The organism is Mesorhizobium sp. WSM4847 (genome assembly GCF_055811335.1).
On the sequence record NZ_JBVVPY010000008.1, the window covers coordinates 257,212 to 274,235 of the forward strand.

Genomic DNA, 17,024 nt, shown 5'->3' on the forward strand with positions numbered 1-17,024 from the left:
GCATGGGGGGTTTTCGCCCGGCGGTTACACCGCCTTGCCCACACGCTTTCCTACTACGAGAATGAGTGCCGTTTTCATGGTGGCGGACAATAGAATTGGTTTTGCGCCGCTGTCAACGGCGAATATGAAAGACGCCAGACGGTTCGGGCCAGGCAGCCCGGTTGCACCCATCGCCTCGAACCACCGTTCCGCATGATCGCCGGCAGGATCAGTGTCCGCGATCATCCAGATAAGCCATTGAAACCGCGCCAAACTATTTGACGACGTGACGCGGCACGCCGTTTGCCGCGATACTCCGGTCGACCGGCCTGGGACGGCCGGCAAGCCGCGATGACGACCAGCACTTCACGGGAGGAAGTTTGATGCTCGACAAGGCCCCAGCCAAGAAACTATCCGACGTGCTCGACCAATTCAGCGCAGCGCTCGCCGCCGGCGACATCGACCGATCGGTCGGGTGCTTTCAGGAAGACTGCTACTGGCGCGACCTGGTGACCTTCACCTGGAACATCAAGACCATGGAAGGTCGCGACCAGGTCCGCGATATGCTGATGAGCCAGTTGGCGACGATAAAGCCATCGAACTGGGCGCTTGCGAAAAGCGAAGACGCCACGGAGAGCGATGGGCTGCTCGAAGGCTGGATCAGTTTCGAAACGGAGGTTGCGCGCGGCTTCGGCCATATCAGGCTGAGGAACGGCAAGATCTGGACGCTGCTCACCACCATGGTCGAGCTGAAGGACCATGAGGAACCCGCCGGCTTCGCCCGGCCGATGGGTGCCAAGCACGGTCACGGCAAAAACCGGCCAACCTGGAAGGAGGAGCGCGAGAAGGAAGCCGCCGAACTCGGCTTTGTCAATCAGCCCAACACGCTGATCATCGGCGGCGGCCAGGGCGGCATCGCGCTCGGTGCCCGGCTGAGGCAGCTCGGCGTGCCGACCATTATCGTCGAGAAGAACGAGCGTGCCGGCGATTCATGGCGCAAGCGTTACAAGTCGCTCTGCCTGCACGATCCGGTCTGGTATGACCATCTGCCCTATATCGACTTTCCTCGGAACTGGCCGGTCTTCTCGCCCAAGGACAAGATCGGCGACTGGCTGGAAATGTACACCAAGGTCATGGAGCTGAACTATTGGTCCTCCACGCAGGCCAAGAGCGCCACCTATGACGATCAGAAGAAGGAATGGACGGTCGTCGTCCGTCGCGACGGCAAGGACATCACGCTGAAGCCGAAGCAGCTGGTGCTGGCCACCGGCATGTCGGGCCGGCCCAACATCCCGCAGTTCAAAGGCATGGAGAATTTCAAGGGCGATCAGCACCATTCCTCGAAACATCCCGGTCCAGACAGCTACGCTGGCAAGAAAGTCGTCGTCATCGGGTCGAACAATTCCGCGCATGATATCTGCGCCGCACTCTGGGAAGCCGGCGTCGACGTCACCATGGTGCAGCGATCGACCACGCACATCGTCAGATCCGACACGCTGATGGATATCGGGCTCGGAGCCCTCTATTCGGAGCAGGCCGTGCAAAACGGCATGACCACGGCCAAGGCCGATCTCCTCTTCGCCTCGCTGCCCTACAAGATCCTGCACGAATTCCAGATCCCGCTCTACGAGAAGATGAAGGAGCGTGATGCCGCCTTCTACGAGGGCCTGGAAAGAGCTGGCTTCATGCTCGACTGGGGCGACGACGGTTCGGGCCTGTTCATGAAATATCTCAGGCGCGGTTCCGGCTACTATATCGATATCGGCGCCTCCCAGCTGATCATCGACGGCGCCATCAAGCTGAAGAGCGGCGTCGACGTGACCGAGATCAAGGAACATTCGGTCCTGCTCAGCGACGGCACCGAGCTGCCGGCCGATGTCGTCGTCTATGCCACCGGCTACGGTTCGATGAACGGCTGGGGGGCAGAGCTGATCTCGAAAGAGGTCGCCGACAAAGTCGGGAAATGCTGGGGGCTCGGCTCGAACACCACCAAGGATCCCGGTCCCTGGGAGGGCGAGCAGCGCAACATGTGGAAGCCGACGCAACAGGAAGCGCTCTGGTTCCACGGCGGCAATCTGCACCAGTCACGCCACTATTCGCAGTTCCTGTCGCTGCAGTTGAAAGCGCGGCACGAGGGCATCGCGACGCCGGTCTACGGGCTGCAGCAGGTCCATCACACAGGATAGAGGTTCGAGGCTGTCGCCGGGACTCGCCGCCGGTCGGTTCAATTTTCGCGACCGGCTTAATCGTCCCTACACCATCCGACCTCACCCCCCCTTAACCGCGTCGGCGTAAGGTCGATCGCCTTGGGGAAAATGGAAAAGGGAAATGGGGAACAGCCTGTCCATGTTCGTCGACCGCGACGCCTCCGTTGGAGAGCCGACATTGCAGGAGCGCCGCAAGGCGGAGCAGAGCGACAAGCGCGTTCTGGGCAATGTCGTCCAGTGCGACGGCGCGCGCGCCACCATCAGCGCCCATGCCGCCGATATCCTAGGCACGGTCACCGGCCATTGGAGCGTCGGCAAGATGATCTCCATCAACCTTGGCAACACGCGAACCGTCGGGCTGGTCTACGCGGTCGGCAAGTCGGATCGCGCCTGGCACGATGAGGGCCAGAACCCGATCGAGGTCAGTATCGAGCTGATCGGCGAGGTGCGCGACGGCGCCGAGCCCGGCGCCAAACCGGTTTTCGACCGCGGTATCACCACCTATCCACATATCGGCGCCATTGCCCACCGCATCCGCAGCCGCGACCTGCAGGCGGTCTATGACCTGGCCGGGCGTCACTCGATCACCATCGGCACGCTGTCACAGGATGAGGAGATCGACGCCAACATCGCTATCGACGACACGCTGGCGCGCCATTTCGCCATTGTCGGCACCACCGGCGTCGGCAAATCCACCGCCGTCTCGCTGCTTTTGCGCAAGTCGATCGCCGCTCGACCCGACCTGCGCGTTCTCATCCTCGATCCGCACAACGAGTTCGCCGCGTCCTTGCCAGAGCACTGCGTCAGGGTCGATTCGGCGACGCTGGACCTGCCCTTCTGGATGTTCAGGCTCGAGGAGTTTGCCGAAGTGCTGTTTCGCGGTCGAGAGATCGTGCCGGAAGAGGTGGACGCCTTGCGCGATCTTATTCCCGCGGCCAAAAACCTTTATCGCAACCCGAATTCGGGCACGTATCTCAGGCGCGGCAGCGATGCGCTGACCGCGGACACGCCGGTGCCCTATCGCATTGTCGATCTCATCAAGCAGATCGACGAGCGCATGGGACTGCTGGAAAGCAAGAACGACCGCCCCACCCTCAAATCGCTGAAGACGCGCATCGAATCGGCAGCCTCCGATCCGCGCTACCGCTTCATGTTCAACTCGCGGCTGATCGAGGACACCATCCACGAGACGATCGGCAACATCTTCCGCGTGCCGCATCACGGCCGCCCGGTGACCTGCTTCGAGATGGCAGGCATGCCTTCGGAAGTGGTCAATTCCGTCTGCTCGGTGCTGGCGCGTCTGGCCTTCGACCTGGCGCTGTGGAGCGAAGGCCGGCTGCGGCTGCTTTTGCTGTGCGAGGAAGCGCACCGCTACATGCCGGCCGATCCGCGCCTTGGTTTCGCGCCGACCCGGCACGCGCTGTCGCGCATCGCCAAGGAAGGCCGCAAATATGGTTGTTATCTCGGCATCGTCACACAGCGCCCGGGCGAACTCGACCCCACCATCCTGTCGCAGTGCTCGACCTTTTTTGCGATGCGGCTCGCCAACGAGCAGGACCAGGCGATCATCCGCTCGGCGATCGCCGATTCCTCGGCCTCGACACTGGCGTTCCTGTCTTCGATGGGCCAGCGCGAAGCCATCGCCTTTGGTGAAGGCGTGGCGACGACCATGCGAATGAAATTCGAAAAACTGTCCGATGGCCTGATCCCGGGCACAGCCAAGCGCGAGGAAGCCTTGCCGTCCGAGCTTGGCCATGATGTCGATCTGGTGGCGATCGTCGAAAGGCTTCGCAACGTTCCAAAACCGCAGCAGGCGATGGTCTTCGCCGAAGTCGTGGATTCGAGCCGGCAGGCCGGCGATCCCGACTATCGCAAGCCGCCCGCCCCGACTGTCGCACGCGCCCAGCCGGACGACGATTTCGACATGCGTTATGGCCTGAAACCCGCAACCTTCGGCCTGCGCTCGCAGAACGATTGAGCCGGACGGCTTTAGCCTGTGAGGCTAAGGCGCTTCCAAAGTTAAAACTATGTCACCCTGGGAAACCAGGGCCAAATCCCGGAAGGGAATTCATCAGGCCGGATCGAATGAGGTGGCTTTCGAGAACCCGGCGCGGAGTGGACATTTGAGTTCATGAGCACCGGAAGTCGAGAAAGCTGCGTCAGTCGGCCGGCCTCATGAATTCTTCTCCGGGATTTCAGGCGCAGACGCGGTTGCGGCCTTGCCTCTTGGCTTCGTAGAGCTGGCGGTCGGCGCGGCGATAGAACTCTTCGGCGGTTTCCTTGCGGTCCCAGATGGCAAGGCCGACGCTGGTGGTGATCTTCAGCCGGACATTGCCCGATAGTATCGACATGTTGGCGATCGCCTTGCGGATGCGCTCGGCGAACCTGGACAGCAGTTCGGCATCCATGTTGGGCGTGACCACCGCGAACTCCTCACCACCCAGGCGCGCCACCACGTCGTGATAGCGTGTCATGTCCTTGAGACAACTGGCGACCGCCCGCAACACCTGGTCACCGACATCATGGCCGTGGGTGTCGTTGACCTGCTTGAAATGGTCGAGATCAAGGATCATCAGCCCGACCGGCTTGTCGATGCGACGGAATTCCTCGAGATATTCCTTCAGTGCATCGTCGAAATAACGCCGGTTCTGCATGCCGGTCAGGCCGTCGGTCAGCGCCGCATGCTCCAGCGTTTCCGAACGGGCGCTGAGCGAAACCGTCATGGCGCGCAGCTTGCCTTCTTCCGTCGCCTGCTTGCGGATCAGCGGGTAGATGAAGAAAATCCCGAAGAACAGGGCAGTCGCCAAAAGGACGCCGGTCCCAAACAACAGCTTGTTGAGATAAGTGGTCTTCTCAATCGCGGCAGGCGTAGTGATCTCCGCCGCGAGCGCCTGCAGAAGCCCATAGGCGTGAAGCGTCACCAGGCCGGCGGCCAGGATTACGAAGATGAAGACGAAAAAGGCTGATTCCGCCTTGTGAAAACGCATCTGCTCCCCGTTGCAAAACCCTAAAGACGTTATGGCATCGACGGCCTTACGGAGGGTTAATTAGGACAACTTCAACGGGAGGTCTTCCCTTAAAGTCAACTTTTCAGGTTGCACTCGAAAAGGTATCCAAGATCGTGGATTCCACACGATCACCAGGGCGCAATCTCAGCCATTCCGGACCCAACTGATGCCTGAACCAGGTCGCCTGGCGCTTGGCATACTGTCGCGTCGCGATCTTCGCGCGCTCGATCGCTTCGGGAAAACTCAGCTCGCCGGCCATTGCGGCCTGGAGTTCGCGAACGCCGATGGCTTTCATCGCAGGCAAGTCGGGATCGAGGCCAAGATCGGTGATCTGCGTGACCTCGTCGAGGGCGCCCTTCTCCAGCATGCGGTCGAACCGCGCCTCGATCCGCTCCACCAGCTCCGCTCGGTCCGGCTCGATCACAAGGAAGCGCGTGCTGGCTCTGTCGATCAGTGGACGGCCGCGCGCCGCCTGCCATTCCAGGATGGAACGGCCCGATGCGTCGAGCACCTCCAGCGCCCGCACGATGCGCTGGCCGTCGGTCGGCTTCAGCATCATGCCGGCTGCAGAATCCCTGCGCAGCAGGATACGGTGCAGCTTGGCTGCGCCCTGCTCCTGGAGTTCGTAGCGCCAGCGATCACGGATCGACTGCGGAATGTCGGGCATTTCCGAAATGCCCTCCGCAAGCGCCCGGAAATAAAGCCCGGTGCCGCCGACGAAAATCACCGGCCGTTCGAAGAACGTGCCGACCGGACGTTCGACGAACGCGCCGTCGTCGATGAGATTCATCACGTCGCGCAGCCAGGCGCCAGTGGAATAGACGGTGGAGGGATGGACATGTCCGTAGAGGAAATGCGGGACGCGAGCGAGTTCGGCAGCAGTCGGCCGCGCCGTCAGCACGTCGAGCACCGAATAGACCTGCATCGAATCGGTGTTGACGATGACGCCGCCGTTGCGCTCGGCGAGGGCGAGCGCAAGGGCGGACTTGCCGCTGGCGGTCGGCCCGGCTATCAGGATCGCGTTCTTAACGCGGCCCTCGCCCGCCTGCCCGCCGGAATTTTTTATGCCGCTGATCGCCACGCTTGTATCCCATCCCGCCGGTCGCGCATTGTCGCCGGCGCTTGCGAATATGGCGTCGCGGTCGGTCGGCGCAAGCACTGTTCGCTGGCTGGCCGAAGGCATCGCTTGTGAAATCGCCCTGCCCGAGACGGCCGAAGCCGCTGAAACGACCGCCAGCCTGCGCGCCGTGCTTGCACCCGAACCGGTTGACGTGATCGTTCAGCGGCCCGAGGGCAGGCGAAAGAAAATCCTTATCGCCGATATGGATTCGACTGTCATCGACCAGGAGTGCATCGACGAACTCGCCGACGAGATCGGCGTCAAGGATTACGTCGCCGCCATCACGGCGCGATCGATGAATGGCGAGATCGCTTTCGAGCCGGCCTTGCGCGAGCGGGTGGCGCTGCTGAAAGGCCTCGACACTGCCGTGGTCGACCGCATCATCGCCAATCGCCTGACGCTGGCTTCCGGTGGCCGCGCGCTTGTCCAGACCATGCGGGCCAACGGCGCTTGGACTGCACTCGTGTCGGGTGGCTTCAACGTCTTCACCTCACGCATCGGCGGCATGCTCGGCTTTCAGGAGAATCGCGCCAACCGCCTGATCGAGCAGGATGGCCGCTTCACCGGGCTGGTCGCCGAGCCGATCCTGGGGCGCGCCGCCAAGGCCGATGCGCTGCTCGAGATTTCGGCGCGCCTCGGGCTGACGACCGCCGACGCCATTGCTGTCGGCGATGGCGCCAACGACCTCGACATGATCCGCCTTGCCGGCACCGGTGTGGCGCTTCATGCCAAGCAGGTCGTGGCGGCGGAGGCAAAATTCCGCATCGACCATGGCGACCTGACCGCGCTTCTCTATCTGCAGGGCTACCGGCGGGAGGAGTTTGTGGAGTGACGCCAATCCGCACCGAGCGCCTGATCCTGCGCAACTGGGAGGATCGCGACCGCGACCTCTTCTACCGCATCAACTCCGACGAGCGCGTCATGGAGTTCTTTCCGTTTCGCCGCGACCGCGCGCAGGCCGACGCCAAGATGGACGAGTTCCGCGCCTGGATTGCCGAGGATGGCTACGGTTTCGCTGCCGCCGAGATAGTTGAAACGCGCCAATGCATCGGCTTCGTCGGCCTCCTCGACACCGATCATTTGCCGTTCCTGCCGGCCGGCACCGTCGAGATCGGCTGGCGGCTGGCGCCCGAATTCTGGGGCCATGGCTATGTCACCGAGGCAGCCGAAGCCTGGCTCGCCTATGGCTTCGAAACGCTTGGCCTCGAGGAAATCGTTTCTTTCGCCGTCAGGGATAACAGCCGGTCCACCGCCGTCATGGAACGCCTGGGCATGACCGCCGACCCGGCCAGGGATTTCGACCACCCCGGCATTCCGGACAGCCACGCCAGGCTCAAGCGGCATGTGTTCTACAGGCTGACAGCCACGGATTGGCGAGCAAATCGGCGCTGATCAGCGCCGGCCCTGATCAGCGCTTTTCAAACGGAAGCTCGTCGCCGGGTTGCGGCGGTTTGACGCCGACCCGATCGAGCACTTTCGCGAAATCGTCGCCCGATGCATTACCAGCCCGTCGGCGCAGGAAATCGGCCGCTGTCTTCATGGCTCCAACCTTTTGCGCCACCGCCGACGCGATCCACTGGTTCAGCGACACACCATCAGCACGTGCCTCCGGGACTCAGTCCATCCGGATCGTCACAAACCGCAATTCGCCGCTCTTCGACGCCAGCATCAGCAGCGCATTCTTGCGTCCCTGCTCCTTCAACGCAGCAATCCGGTCCATGACATCCTTGGGCGTGGCGACCGATTCCTGCGCGATCTCGGTGATCACCTCGCCGGCCTGAATGCCGCGTTCGGCAGCGGCCGAATCCTTGGCGACTTCAGTGATGACCACGCCGGAGACTTCGGCGGCAATGCCGAATTTCGTCCGCGTCTCGTCGTTGAGGTCGCCAACGGTCATGCCGAGCACGGAGGCCGTCGGGACGGCAGGCGCCTCGTCGCCAGTGTCCTTGTCGGTATTGCCGTTCTCGCCGCTGGCAAGCTTTTCGCCATCTTCGAGCCGGCCAAGCGTCACCTTCACGGTCTGCTCGACGCCCTTGCGCACGATGACCACGTCGACAGCCTTGCCGACCGTGCTCTCGGCGACGACGCGCGGCAGGTCGCGCATTTCATTGACGTCCCTGCCGTCGAACTTGATGATGACGTCGCCCGCCAGGATGGTGCCGTTGTCGACAGGCCCGCCCTTGATGACGCCGGCGACCAGTGCGCCCTTGGCGGTCGCCATGCCGAGGCTCTCGGCAATGTCGTCCGTCACCGGCTGGATGCGCACACCGAGCCAGCCGCGCCGCGTCTCGCCGAACTGGCGGAGCTGGTCGACGACGCCCAACGCCAGCTGCGAGGGAATGGAAAAGCCGATGCCGATCGAGCCGCCGGACGGCGAGATGATCGCCGTGTTGATGCCGATCACCTCGCCGGCGCTGTTGAACAGCGGCCCGCCGGAATTGCCGCGGTTGATCGCGGCATCAGTCTGGATGAAATCGTCATAGGGGCCGGAATTGATGTCGCGGTTGCGGGCCGAGACGATGCCGACCGTCACGGTGCCGCCGAGGCCGAACGGATTGCCGATCGCCATCACCCAGTCACCGACGCGCATCTTGCTGGAATCGCCGAATTTCACCGCCGTCAGCTTGTGCCCTTTCGGATCGACCTTCAGCACCGCCACGTCGGTCTTGGTGTCGGTGCCGACCAGCGTCGCCTTCAGCGTCACGCCGTCGGAGAAATTCACCTCGATGTCGTCGGCATCGGCGATCACGTGGTTATTCGTCACCACGATGCCCTGCTCGGCGTCGACCACGAAGCCTGAGCCCAGCGACTGCACCTTTTGCGAGGGGTTGCCCTGTTCGCCGGGACGGTTCTTGAAGAAATCGTCGAAGAAGTCCTGGAAGGGCGAGCCCTCTGGAAGCTGCGGCATCGGCACCGCGCCCGGGCCTTCCGTGCCCTTCACCCTCTGCGAGGTCGATATATTGACCACGGCGCCGAGCAGGCCCTGCGCCAGATCGGCGACCGAAGCCGGGCCGTCGTCGGCGGCCGCGGGCGTCACCAGCGACGGGACGGTAGCGACGCCGATAAGAAGTGCTGCAGCACCCGCGGTGAATGTCCGCCTCGCCGCGCGCAAAAAGCTGTTGGATGTCATCGAGAAGTCTCCCGGTGTCTCTGAGAAGAAAAGCGCTCGCCGAAAACGCTGCGTCGAGCCATGTTGGCAAGAAATACGGCACGTTTGCGGCTATGGCTATCGGCAGAGGATAAATCCTCCGTTATCCCGAAATCATCGTCATCCACCACGCACCAGCCAGACCAGGCCGACACCAACGGCGATTGCAATCAGCCCGGCGACCCGCAGCGTATTTTCCGGCATCGACAGAACTTCGCCGGCAAATTTCTTGGCGAGACCGGGAAAGCCGCCAAAGACCAGGCCCTCGACACTACAGCGCCGCGCGTCCTTTGGACGCGCAAAGGACGCTGTAGCACTTTGATTTGGCGCATGATCCTTTCCGAAAATCGATTCCGATTTTCGGGGTCATGCGCGAGAACCAGGCCTATTGCCGCCAGAAAGTCCTGCACCGGCCGTTACTGGCCGGTGCCTGGCTGCGCTGTCGGTGCAGCGGGTGCACGGGGCCCAGCTGCTGGCCCAGGCGCTGCCGGTGCAGCCGGCGCTGCCGGCGTGTCCGCGCCGGCGGGATTGCGGAAGAAGCGGAAGAAGTCCGAATTCGGCGACAGCACCATCGTCGTCCCGGTACTGTTCAGCGCCGTACCGTAGGCATTCATCGACCGGTAAAAGTCGAAGAAGGCTGGATCGCGCTGGTAGGCGTTCGCGAAGGTGGCGCTGCGTTGAGCTTCACCTTCACCGCGCAGGATTTCAGACTCTCTCCGTGCCTCGGCGACGATCTCCACCACTTCGCGGTCGGCGCGCGCCCTGATGCGCTGCGCCGCCTCGTTGCCGCGCGCCCGCAGCCGCTCGGCTTCGGCCAGACGCTCAGCCTTCATGCGGTCATATGTCTGTTGCGAGACTTCCGCCGTCAAATCGGTCCGGCGAATGCGGACATCCTCGATCTGCAGGCCGAGCGACGTGGCGTCGGGCCTCAGCTGATCGCGCACTTCGCGCATCATCACGGCTCGCTCTTCCGAGAGCGCCGCCTCGAAGTCGCGCAGACCGTAGACACGGCGCAAGGCGGCGTCGAGACGCGTCCTCAAGCGTGCCTCGGCCAGCTCGATCTGGCCGGAAACCGCGGAGCGAAACACGCGCGGATCCGAGATCCGATAGGCGATGAAGGCGTCGACCTCATAAAACTTGCCGCCCGAAACCTGGACGCGGATGTTGTCGAGGTCGAAGCGCAGCACCCTGTTTTCGATCAACTGCACGCTGTCGGCATCGAAGAAGGCGAACGGCGCCTTGAAATAGATGCCCGGCTGGCTCTTGACGTCGACGATCTCGCCGAACCTGAGCACCAGTGCCTGCTGGCGCGCATTGACAACGAAGACCGACGAATAGAGCAGGAACAGGACGACCGCGGCGATGACGGCGATGATGGGAAGACGGTTGGCCATCACTGGTTTCCTCCCAGCACCGGCGCCGGCGCCGGCGCCTTCTGCTGCAATGCCGGCAGCGGCAGATAGGGAACGACCCCTGGTCCGCTGCCTTGCTCGATAATGACCTTGCTGGAATCCTTCAGAACCCTCTCCATCGTTTCCAGATAAAGCCGCTGGCGCGTCACATCCGGCGCCTTGGCGTATTCGTCATAGACCGAGATGAAGCGCTGCGCCTCGCCTTCGGCCTCCTGCACGACCCGGTTCTTGTAGCCGGCCGCCTCCTCGCGGATCTGTGCGGCCTCGCCGCGCGCCTGGCCGAGCTTCTGGTTGGAATACTGGTTGGCCTGCTCGACGAACTTGTCCTCGTCCTGTTCGGCGCGCTGCACCTCGTCGAAGGCGTCGGCCACTTCGCGCGGCGGTGCGGCATCCTCGATCGAAATCGCGTTGACGTTCAGGCCGGCCTTGTAGCCGTCCAGCGTCGTCTGGATGATTTCGCGCACGGACGCTGCAATGCCCTCGCGATCATCGCGGAAGATGTCCTGCGCCGGCCGCCGGCCGACTGCTTCACGCATGGCGCTTTCGGCGACCTGGCGCAGCATGCCGTCGGGATCGGACACGTCGAACAGATAGGCCCTCGGATCGGAGACCTGATAGGCCACCGAGAACTGGACGTTGACGATGTTCTGGTCGCCCGAAAGCATCAGCCCTGAACCGTTGCCGGAGGCCGTGCCGCCGCCGATGTTGACGAGTTGTTCGGCAATCACGGCCGTCTCGACCGTCTCGATGGGCCACCAATGGAAATGCAGGCCGGGCTGGGAGAACTCTGCCTTTGGCACGCCGAATCTGAGTTCGACCGCAACCTCGTCGGGCTGCACGGTATAGACCGCCTTGAACGCCCACAGCGCTATAAGCGCTGCCGCGATCAATCCGAACACGGCTGGGCTGGCGCCAGTGCCACCCGGCAAAGCACGCCGCAACCTGTCCTGGCCGCGCCGGATGATGTCTTCGAGATCGGGAGGCGAGCCCTGCGGACCGCTAGGCCCCTTTGGTCCCTGCCCCCAGGGTCCTGGATTGTTGCCGCCGCCCCATGGGCCGCCGCCTCCGCCGCTTTTGTCATTCCAGGGCATAAATGTCCTTTCGCTCCCTCATGCGCCGGCCTGACGACGCAAAATCCGGTGTTGTTCTTCTATAGGGATGCGACGGCGCGCTTTCAACGCGATCGGTCGTCGTCACCGTCCGTTTTGGACCGTCGCGACCCTTTACCGTCTCTCAATGCACGTCGCGGCGTCGCTCGTAAACCGAATAGCGTGTCGCATGACTATCCTTTTCACCGGCCGGAACGTCCTGCGAGCGGCCGATGCGCCACAAATCCGGGTCGATCGGCGGGAAATGCGCGTCGCCGTCGACTGCGGCAAGGACATGGGTGACATGCAAGCGGTCGGCCAGCGGCAGCGCCTGGGCATAGATCTCGCCGCCGCCGATGACGCAGATTTCGTCGGCGCCGGCCATGCAGCGCCCGCGCACCTTCGCCAGGCGGATCGCCTCGTCGAGCGAATGCACGACTTCGACGCCCTCGGCGCGCCAGGCCTTGTCGCGGGTCACCACGATATTGAGCCTGCCCGGCAGAGGCCGGCCGATGCCTTCATAGGTCTTGCGACCCATGATGACAGGTTTGCCCATCGTGTCGGCCTTGAACCGCTTGAGATCGCTGGAAAGCCGCCACGGCAAACCGCCATCGCGCCCGATCACACCGTTTTCGGCGATGGCGACATAGATCGCGACGTCCATCAGCCGCCGCTCCCGCCCGAAGGTACCAGCAGCATTATGTCGATGTCGTGCTCAGGGTAGAAATTCTCTGCCGTCATCTCGAAACGCGTCGGCCCGACTTTGCTGACGTTTTCGCCACAGAACGAGACCAGGTTCTTCGGATCGCCCTTGTCGACGGTCAGCTTGAACTTGCCGATCGAGCCAGTCGCCCAGTTGCCGCCAGTGGTCAGGACATAGGCGATGCGGTTTTCGAAATATCTCGGCGTGCCGTCGGGAGTGCCCTTCGCCGCCTTGCGAATCGCATTCTCGAACGTGCCGTCCATGCAGTAACGGGTCTTGTAGGCGGCGTATTGGCCCTGGAACTGGCCGTCATAGAAGAAGCTGACCGAGGAGGTGCCGCCGACGCTGGGCTTGTAGCGATGGGCGACGCGGACTGCCTTGTTGGCTGGAAAGGTCGAGCGCCACCAATAAGTCGAGCGCAATTGCCAGAACGGCACATAGACGGTTTTCATGCCAGACCCGTCGTCGGCGGTGTCCTCGATGATGAGGCCGCGGTCTACCCAGTCGTCGGCAACCGCTTGCGGCAGCTTCGCCAATGCCGCCCTGGCCGCATCGCCGAACGGGTAGAACGGCACGTTCTGCGACTCGAGATCGGCACTGATGTCGATGCCGAGCGCAAATGCCTTCTGCTCGAGCTGCGGCTTTGCCGCCACGCCGTCTATGGTCACCTCGAAGCCGAGGAAATTATCGCTCTGGCCGTCGGGAATTGCCGGCATCTCGTTCGGATCGCCTTCGATGTCAGGCATCGGAAAGGCGACGATCGCATCGACATCCTTGTCGGTGTTGTTGCGGAAGACATAGTCGACCGTCACCTTTTCCGGCGAGATGTAGAGGTCCTCGCTTTCCATGGCGACCGCGTCGCTGCGCGACAGGATCAGGCCGCCCGTCCCCAATTCGGCGATCGAATCATTGGCGAACACGGGCGTGGCCGAAAGCGCCAGCGCGGCGGTCAGGACATAACGGAACATGGAAGCTCCCTGGGCGAGATGCCGATGACTCTATCGCATCGGCCCGAAAATCGGAATCGATTTCGGAAAGCACGATGCGACGATTCAAGGTGCTAGAGCGTACTTTGTGCGTCCAGGTGGACGCACGTCCCTCTATCGCATCGGCCCGAAAATCGGAATCGATTTTCGGAAAGCACGATGCGACGATTCAAGGTGCTAGAGCGTACTTTGTGCGTCCAAGTGGACGCACGTCGCTCTAGCCGTTTCAATGTTGGGTTTCAAAGCCCTTCCGCGCTTGCGCACATGCCATGCCCACCCGCCGGGCCAGTCTGGACAGCGACGTTCCGATGGGGCAGGAGATCGCCCATGCGCAAGCTTCTCGTCATCGGCATCGGCGCCGGCAATCCCGACCACATGACCGTGCAGGCGGTCGACGGCTTGAACCGCGCCGACGTGCTGTTCATCCCCGACAAGGGCGCCAGGAAGAACGATCTCGCAGAACTGCGCCGCCAGATCTGCGACCGATTCGTCACCAATCCAAACTCGCGCCGGGTCGAATTCGACGTGCCGGTGCGGGCCGAGCCAGCGCCCTCCTATCGCTCGACCGTCGATGACTGGCACGAGGCGATCGCCGCGATCTATGAAAGCCTGATCCGCGACGAGCTTTCGCAAGATGGCTGCGGTGCGTTCCTGATCTGGGGCGATCCCTCGCTCTACGACAGCGCGCTACGCATCCTGGAGCGGGTGCGCATGAGAGGCAATGTCGCGTTCGAGCTCGAAGTGATCCCCGGCATCACTGCCGTCCAGGCGCTCGCCGCAAGCCATAAGATGGCGCTGAACCGCATCGGCGATGCGGTTCAGATCACCACCGGCCGCCGGCTCACCGAGGAAGGCTTGCCCGACAATGCCGGCAGCACCGTCGTCATGCTGGACGGCAAGTGCGCCTTCAACACGCTGGACGACAACGACCTCCTTATCCACTGGGGCGCTTATCTCGGCACGCCCGACGAGATCCTCATTTCCGGCCGCCTTGGCGACGTCGGCGACGAGATCGTCAGGACCCGCGACGAGGCGCGCCGGAAAAAAGGCTGGATCCTGGACACTTATCTGCTGCGCAAGCCCGGCGAGCCGGAGGAGTAGGCTCCGCCAATACAGGTTCCACCGACCTCACCCGGCATCGATCTCCGCCTGTAAAGCTTCCAGATGCGCCGCCGCCGCGGAAGCCGCTGCCCGTTCGATGGCGCGAAAGCGGCTGACCACCGCAAGCCCCGCCGGAGTCAACTGGGCGCCGCCGCCCTTTTTGCCACCGGTCTGCGCCGCGACCAGCGGCTTGCCGAACACCCGGTTCATGTCCTCGACCAGATCCCAGGCGTGTTTGTAGGACATTTCCATGCCGCGCGCCGCCGCCGAGATCGAGCCGAAGGCGGCGATCTGCTCCAGAAGCTCGATCTTGCCCGGCCCGATGCGCCCTTCTGGATCGAGGTTTATCCGCAAGCTCAGCGACGGCATACGCTCCTCCGCAGTCCCGTCATCCATCCTAGAAGCTCTCCGGCAATACCGCTATTCCAAAATGATATAGCGACGATCATCCGCGGGTCATCCATCCGCCTCGACTGGCAGGCCGGCGCTCATATTCGCCGGGTCGAAGCTCACCGTCTTGACCACGGCGTAGACCACTCGACCAAGCCGGAGTTTCAGCGTCTGTCGCGATTGCTCGGTGATCCGGGCAAGCACGGTTGCGCCATGGCAGTCGATGCCGATCTCGACTGCGGGACCCTCGCCCGGCGCCATCGTCACGATCGTGCCCTGCAGGATGTTGAGCGCGCTGAGACCCGTCGGCTGTTCGGTGGCGATCATCACATCGCGGGCACGGATGCGAACGCGCATCGGCGCACCGACCGGCACGGCCAGAAGCGGCACGCGGATCTCGCCCGCCACCGAGCCGAGCACGGTCATGCCAAAGACATTGTCGTGGCGCAGCACCGCGGTATCCAGCACCGCGCCGCCCTCGCCGCGCTCCTCCGCCGGCAACAGGTCGAGCCGCTGCATGATCGCCCCGGTCGGGCCGCAAGCAGCGACTTTGCCTTGCGCCAGCACAACGACGTCGCTTGCCAGCCGCGCGACCTCCGAGACCGAATGGCTGACATAGACGATCGGGATTTTCGTCTCGTCGCGCAGCCGCTCGATGTAAGGCAGGATTTCTGCCTTGCGGGCCTCGTCAAGCGAAGCCAGCGGCTCGTCCATCAGCAACAGTTTCGGGCTGGCGAGCAGCGCCCGGCCGATCGCCACGCGCTGTTTCTCGCCGCCGGAAAGCTTTGCCGGCCGCCGGTCGAGCAAAGCACCGATGCCGAGAAGGTCGACCACCGCTTTGATGTCCGCATAGCGTTCGGCCGTCGGCGTGAACCAGCGGCCGTAGCGCAGATTGCTGGCCACGCTCATATGCGGAAACAGCCGCGCGTCCTGGAACACCATGCCGATGCGGCGCTTGTGCTTCGGCACGAACCGACCCGCATCCGTATCGACCAGCACGCGGCCGTCGGCCTCGATCCGCCCCTTGTCCGGCCGGATCAGGCCCGCAATCATGTTGATCAGCGTCGTCTTGCCGGAGCCCGAGGGCCCGAACAGTGCGGTCAGCCGCCCGGCGCTCTCGAAGCGGGCGTCGACCTCGAAGTCGCCAAGCCGATGGCTGATGTCGACCACAACGGTCATTCGATATCCATCCGCCTGCCGACGCGCCGCGCCAGCACCTCCGATGCGACAAGTGCTGCCATCGAGATGACGATCGAGATCAGCGTCAGCCTGAGCGCGCCGGCATCGCCGCCCGGCACCTGCGTGAACGTGTAGATCGCCGACGGCAGCGTCTGCGTCTGGTTGGGGATGTTGGAAACGAAAGTGATCGTTGCGCCGAATTCGCCCATCGCCTTGGCGAAAGACAGGATCGCGCCGGTAATCAGGCCGGGCAGGATCAGCGGCAGCGTGATCGTCCCGAATACCCACAACGGATTGGCGCCAAGCGTCCCGGCCGCCGCCTCAATTCTGCGGTCGACCGCCTCGATCGACAGCCGGATCGCCCGCACCATCAGGGGAAAGCCCATGACAGCGCAGGCCAATGCGGCACCTGTCCAGCGAAAGGAGAAGACAATGCCGAAATGCTCGGCCAGAAACGCCCCGACCGGGCCGCGCCTGCCGAAGGAAAGCAGCAGCAGATAGCCGATAACCACCGGCGGCAGGATCAACGGCAGATGCACCAGCCCGTTGAGCAGCGTCTTGCCCCAGAATTGGCCACGGGCAAGCACAAGCGCGATCAATATGCCGGGCGGCAGGCTGGCGACCATCGCCACTGTCGCCACCTTGATCGACAGCCGGACCGCGTTCCATTCGTCGGGAGTGAGGTCCAGCAACCAATCCATCC

Annotated in this window: 17 protein-coding genes and 1 pseudogene; 5 read left to right on the forward strand and 13 right to left on the reverse strand. The window is 63.2% G+C overall.

Translation table 11 applies throughout. The features are described from left to right. Positions 1-24: 24 nt before the first annotated feature. Positions 25-225, reverse strand: a complete 201-nt coding sequence (locus AC0L28_RS14495) for a hypothetical protein (protein ID WP_091594240.1) — start codon at positions 223-225, stop codon at positions 25-27. 137 nt (positions 226-362) lie between these two features. On the opposite strand from AC0L28_RS14495, the gene AC0L28_RS14500 reads away from it, so the two are divergent. Then, the gene (locus AC0L28_RS14500) at positions 363-2,165 is read left to right on the forward strand and encodes an NAD(P)-binding domain-containing protein (protein ID WP_473478218.1); all 1,803 of its coding nucleotides are present in this window, start codon (positions 363-365) and stop codon (positions 2,163-2,165) included. Between the two features lie 160 nt (positions 2,166-2,325). After that, positions 2,326-4,164: an ATP-binding protein gene (locus tag AC0L28_RS14505; RefSeq protein ID WP_128177748.1), complete on the forward strand. Its 1,839-nt coding sequence runs from the start codon at positions 2,326-2,328 to the stop codon at positions 4,162-4,164. Between the two features lie 217 nt (positions 4,165-4,381). Here the strand turns inward: AC0L28_RS14505 and AC0L28_RS14510 are convergent, their stop codons facing one another. Both AC0L28_RS14510 and miaA read right to left on the reverse strand, forming a co-directional pair. Further along, the gene (locus AC0L28_RS14510; RefSeq protein ID WP_023798799.1) at positions 4,382-5,173 is read right to left on the reverse strand and encodes a GGDEF domain-containing protein; all 792 of its coding nucleotides are present in this window, start codon (positions 5,171-5,173) and stop codon (positions 4,382-4,384) included. Positions 5,174-5,276: 103 nt separating this feature from the next. Next, entirely contained in the window at positions 5,277-6,269 is a 993-nt protein-coding gene (gene miaA, locus AC0L28_RS14515) for a tRNA (adenosine(37)-N6)-dimethylallyltransferase MiaA (protein WP_023798798.1), read from the reverse strand. Here miaA and serB point away from each other — a divergent pair. Both serB and AC0L28_RS14525 read left to right on the forward strand, forming a co-directional pair. Beyond that, positions 6,259-7,146, forward strand: a complete 888-nt coding sequence (gene serB / locus AC0L28_RS14520) for a phosphoserine phosphatase SerB (protein WP_128167083.1) — start codon at positions 6,259-6,261, stop codon at positions 7,144-7,146. The two genes, miaA and serB, sit on opposite strands and share 11 nt — an antisense overlap. After that, positions 7,143-7,706 carry a GNAT family N-acetyltransferase gene (locus AC0L28_RS14525; protein WP_128167085.1) on the forward strand — a complete coding sequence of 188 codons (564 nt, stop codon included), beginning with the start codon at positions 7,143-7,145 and terminating at the stop codon, positions 7,704-7,706. Before serB ends, AC0L28_RS14525 begins: the two co-directional genes overlap by 4 nt. A 16-nt stretch (positions 7,707-7,722) precedes the next feature. Here AC0L28_RS14525 and AC0L28_RS14530 read toward each other — a convergent pair whose 3' ends face one another. The 7 genes and pseudogenes from AC0L28_RS14530 to AC0L28_RS14560 form a co-directional block, all read right to left on the reverse strand. Beyond that, positions 7,723-7,854, reverse strand: a complete 132-nt coding sequence (locus tag AC0L28_RS14530) for a hypothetical protein (protein WP_287180751.1) — start codon at positions 7,852-7,854, stop codon at positions 7,723-7,725. A 75-nt stretch (positions 7,855-7,929) separates the two neighbouring features. Then, positions 7,930-9,444: a DegQ family serine endoprotease gene (locus tag AC0L28_RS14535; protein WP_128167087.1), complete on the reverse strand. Its 1,515-nt coding sequence runs from the start codon at positions 9,442-9,444 to the stop codon at positions 7,930-7,932. Positions 9,445-9,582: 138 nt separating this feature from the next. Further along, positions 9,583-9,732, reverse strand: a pseudogene (locus AC0L28_RS14540) (DUF2065 domain-containing protein); the annotation flags it as partial. 146 nt (positions 9,733-9,878) lie between these two features. Beyond that, positions 9,879-10,856, reverse strand: a complete 978-nt coding sequence (gene hflC / locus AC0L28_RS14545) for a protease modulator HflC (RefSeq protein ID WP_128167091.1) — start codon at positions 10,854-10,856, stop codon at positions 9,879-9,881. Next, a complete protein-coding gene (gene hflK / locus AC0L28_RS14550; protein WP_027154960.1) occupies positions 10,856-11,965 on the reverse strand; it encodes an FtsH protease activity modulator HflK in 1,110 nt (369 codons plus the stop codon). Before hflK ends, hflC begins: the two co-directional genes overlap by 1 nt. A 142-nt stretch (positions 11,966-12,107) precedes the next feature. Continuing rightward, a complete protein-coding gene (locus tag AC0L28_RS14555; protein ID WP_023798791.1) occupies positions 12,108-12,626 on the reverse strand; it encodes a dihydrofolate reductase in 519 nt (172 codons plus the stop codon). Continuing rightward, the gene (locus tag AC0L28_RS14560) at positions 12,626-13,633 is read right to left on the reverse strand and encodes a DUF4424 domain-containing protein (protein WP_128167093.1); all 1,008 of its coding nucleotides are present in this window, start codon (positions 13,631-13,633) and stop codon (positions 12,626-12,628) included. The genes AC0L28_RS14555 and AC0L28_RS14560 overlap by 1 nt, the downstream gene beginning before the upstream one ends. 345 nt (positions 13,634-13,978) lie before the next feature. Here AC0L28_RS14560 and cobF point away from each other — a divergent pair, with 345 nt between their 5' ends. Further along, entirely contained in the window at positions 13,979-14,752 is a 774-nt protein-coding gene (cobF, locus tag AC0L28_RS14565; protein WP_473478222.1) for a precorrin-6A synthase (deacetylating), read from the forward strand. Positions 14,753-14,779: 27 nt separating this feature from the next. Here the strand turns inward: cobF and AC0L28_RS14570 are convergent, their stop codons facing one another. The 3 genes from AC0L28_RS14570 to modB form a co-directional block, all read right to left on the reverse strand. After that, entirely contained in the window at positions 14,780-15,121 is a 342-nt protein-coding gene (locus AC0L28_RS14570) for a winged helix-turn-helix domain-containing protein (RefSeq protein ID WP_023798788.1), read from the reverse strand. An 87-nt stretch (positions 15,122-15,208) separates the two neighbouring features. Beyond that, a complete protein-coding gene (gene modC / locus AC0L28_RS14575; RefSeq protein ID WP_128174128.1) occupies positions 15,209-16,321 on the reverse strand; it encodes a molybdenum ABC transporter ATP-binding protein in 1,113 nt (370 codons plus the stop codon). Continuing rightward, a complete protein-coding gene (gene modB / locus AC0L28_RS14580; protein WP_027153742.1) occupies positions 16,318-17,022 on the reverse strand; it encodes a molybdate ABC transporter permease subunit in 705 nt (234 codons plus the stop codon). The genes modC and modB overlap by 4 nt, the downstream gene beginning before the upstream one ends. Positions 17,023-17,024 lie beyond the last annotated feature (2 nt).